Annotated in this window: 4 protein-coding genes; all 4 read left to right on the forward strand. The window is 73.6% G+C overall.

The window, feature by feature from the left end; genetic code table 11:
• Positions 1-178: 178 nt before the first annotated feature.
• The 4 genes from ACWGDE_RS37925 to ACWGDE_RS37940 all read left to right on the forward strand — a co-directional run bounded on the left by ACWGDE_RS37925 (position 179) and on the right by ACWGDE_RS37940 (position 2,653).
• Positions 179-790, forward strand: coding sequence for a trimeric intracellular cation channel family protein (locus ACWGDE_RS37925; RefSeq protein ID WP_453393637.1), 612 nt, complete (start codon positions 179-181; stop codon positions 788-790).
• Between the two features lie 16 nt (positions 791-806).
• Complete coding sequence (locus ACWGDE_RS37930) at positions 807-1,334, forward strand: GNAT family N-acetyltransferase (RefSeq protein ID WP_453393638.1); 528 nt, start codon at positions 807-809, stop codon at positions 1,332-1,334.
• A gap of 74 nt (positions 1,335-1,408) precedes the next feature.
• On the forward strand, positions 1,409-1,783 hold the full coding sequence (locus ACWGDE_RS37935) for a tyrosinase family oxidase copper chaperone (RefSeq protein WP_453393639.1): 375 nt from the start codon (positions 1,409-1,411) through the stop codon (positions 1,781-1,783).
• 6 nt (positions 1,784-1,789) lie between these two features.
• Positions 1,790-2,653, forward strand: a complete 864-nt coding sequence (locus ACWGDE_RS37940) for a tyrosinase family protein (RefSeq protein WP_453393640.1) — start codon at positions 1,790-1,792, stop codon at positions 2,651-2,653.
• Positions 2,654-2,835: the final 182 nt, after the last annotated feature.

The following is a 2,835-nucleotide window of genomic DNA, read 5'->3' on the forward strand; positions in this document are numbered from 1 at the left end:
GTACGGGTCCGGGGCGGAGCCCCGGTTCCGGGAAGGGGCGGGGCGGGGGAAAGGCCCCGCGCAGCGGCACCCGCCCGGCTCCGCAGGAACTGGCCGAAGGGCCGATGCGGGCCGCACGGAGGGTGGGGCAACCTGGGCGGGTTGCCCCGACGACCCACCCCCTGAAGGAGGCGAAGCCATGCTGCACGCCCTCTACCTCCTCGGCATAGCCGCCTTCGCCGCCTCCGGCGTCCTCGCCGCGCACCGCGCCAACATGGACCCCTTCGGCGGGCTCGTCCTCGCCTTCGCGGCCAGCATCTCCGGCGGGACCCTGCGCGACCTGATCCTCGACCGGCACCCCCTCTACTGGACGCACGACTGGCTGCTGCTGGTCCTCATCGCGTCCGTGGCCGTCGCCACCATGCTCTACCTGCGCCGCCGCGAGCTCCCGCACCGCACGCTGATGGTCGTCGACGCCGTCGGCCTCGCCGTCGTCACGGTGATCGGCGCCCGCGCCGCGATCGACGCGCACGTGACCCCCGTCGCCGTGCTCATCCTCGCCGTCCTGACGGGCGTCACGGGAGAGGTCGTCCGCGACGTGCTCTGCGGGGAGTTCCCGCCGCTGCTGCTGCGCGAGGAGGTGTACGCGACCGCCGCCCTCGCCGGCGCCGCCTGCTACCTCGGCCTGCACTGGGCGGGCGCCGCGGACACCGTGAACATCGCGGTTTCGGCGGCCCTGGTCTTCGCCCTGCGCATGGCCGCGGTCTTCCGCGATCTGCACCTGCCCCGGCTCCAGCGCGTCGCCGGCTGATCCCTATCCTCGGCGGATGGACGCCTCACTCACCCGGATCGACGAGGCCGGGCTCGCCGCCCACCGCGACGAACTCGCCGACCTGCTCCTGGCCGTCGTACGCGCCGGCTCCTCCCTCGGCTTCCTCGCCGACCTCGACCACGCGGCCGCCGCGGCCTGGTGGGACTCCCTGCTGCCCGCCGTCGAGGAGGGCTCCCTCGCGCTGTGGGTGTCCCGGGGGCCGGACGGCCGGGTCGACGGCACCGTCAGCTGGAGCCGGGAATCCAAGCCGAACGGCCGCCACCGCGCCGAGGTGCGCAAGCTCATGGTCCATCCCTCGGCACGCGGACGCGGCACGGGCCGCGCGCTCCTCGCCGAGGCGGAGGCGGCCGCCGCCCGGGCCGGGGTGGTGCTCCTGTTCCTGGACACCGAGACCGGCAGCGGGGCCGAGCGGGTGTACCGGGCCGCCGGCTGGACCGAGGCCGGCTCCATCCCCGACTACGCCTCCGACCCGGACGGCCGTCTGGTGGCGACCACCTTCTACTACAAGCACATGAGGCAGTAGAGGGGTCCCCGGTGACCTCGCCCGCCGCGCCGCGTTAGACCCGTAGGCACCGGGCACCGAGCGAGGGAGACCGTATGTACGCAGCACCCGCCGCCTCACCACTGACCCGCCGCGCGCTCCTCCGTACGGCCTTCACCGCGGCCGTGTCCGCCGGCACGGCCGCGGCCCTGGCCCCCGTACTGCGCGCCCGCCGGCCCCGGCAGACCCTCACGCCGGCCCCGCTCGCGGAGGAGACGTACCGCGGCCGCCACATCGCCGTGGACCTCGCGGGGGTCCGCATCGACGGCCGCGCCCTGCACGTCATGCGCCGTGCCGACGGCAGCTACCTCAGCGGGATCAACCACTTCCAGTCCTACGAGACCCCGCTGGAGCTCGCCCGCGCCGCCGTCGACGAACTGGGCACCAACCAGCTGGCGTTCGCGGCGGCGCACCACGGCGGACAGGAGTAGCGGGCCTTGTACACCCGGCAGAACCAGAGGAACCTCTCCAGCACGCAGAAGAAGCGGTTCACGGAGGCCGTGCTGGAGCTCAAGCGCAACGGCACCTACGACGCCTTCGTGCGCACCCACGACAAGTACTTCGTCCCCGACCGCGACCGCAAGCTGCGCGTCGGGCACATGTCGCCCTCCTTCTTCCCCTGGCACCGGCGCTACCTGCTGGAGTTCGAACGGGAGCTGCGCGGCGTCGACCCGGGCGTCAGCATCCCGTACTGGGACTGGACCACGGACAACAGCCCGGCCTCCTCCCTGTGGGCCGAGGACTTCCTCGGCGGCACCGGGCGCGAGAGCGACCGGCAGGTGACGACCGGCCCGTACGCCTACGAGAAGGGCAACTGGACGGTGACCGTGGGCATCACGGAGGCCCGCTTCCTCACCCGGAACCTGGGCCGGCCGCAGAACCCGATCAGCCTGCCGTCCCGGGCCGAGCTCCAGTGGGCGATCGACGACCCGGTGTACGACACCTCGCCCTGGGATTCGACGGCCGCCGGCGGGGGCTTCCGCAACAAGCTCGAGGGCTGGGCCGCGCCCAAGAGCGAGAAGTGGCGCAACCACAACAAGGTGCACCAGTGGATCGGCGGCCACATGACGGGCGGCACGGCGCCCAACGACCCGGCGTTCTGGCTGCACCACGCCTTCGTGGACCTGCTCTGGGACCGCTGGCAGCAGCGGCACCCGGACTCCGGCTACCTGCCCGCCGCGCCGCTCGAACTCGGCGACCTCCAGCGGGGCCGGGTGATCGCCCTCGACGAGCCGATGCCGCCGTGGGACGTCACCCCGCGCGAGATGCTCGGTCACCAGGGGATCTACCGCTACGAGTGACCGCGGGCGCCCGGTGGATCGCGGCGGGGAGCCGGGCTCCACGCACCACCGGCGCACCGGAACACGGGGAAGGGCCCCCCCCGTACGGCGGGGGCCCTTCGTGGGACAGGGCGATCACCCCCCCGAGTTTGCCTCGGTGTGGTGGTCGCCGCCGCCCCACGCGTTGATGCAGGTGTTGCCGA

This window comes from Streptomyces sp. NPDC054956 (genome assembly GCF_053609185.1).

Bases quoted from the DNA above. Each gene is read 5' to 3' on its own strand.
- ACWGDE_RS37925 (WP_453393637.1), top strand. From the start codon at position 179: ATGCTGCACGCCCTCTACCTCCTCGGCATAGCCGCCTTCGCCGCCTCC.
- ACWGDE_RS37930 (WP_453393638.1), top strand. From the start codon at position 807: ATGGACGCCTCACTCACCCGGATCGACGAGGCCGGGCTCGCCGCCCAC.
- ACWGDE_RS37935 (WP_453393639.1), top strand. From the start codon at position 1,409: ATGTACGCAGCACCCGCCGCCTCACCACTGACCCGCCGCGCGCTCCTC.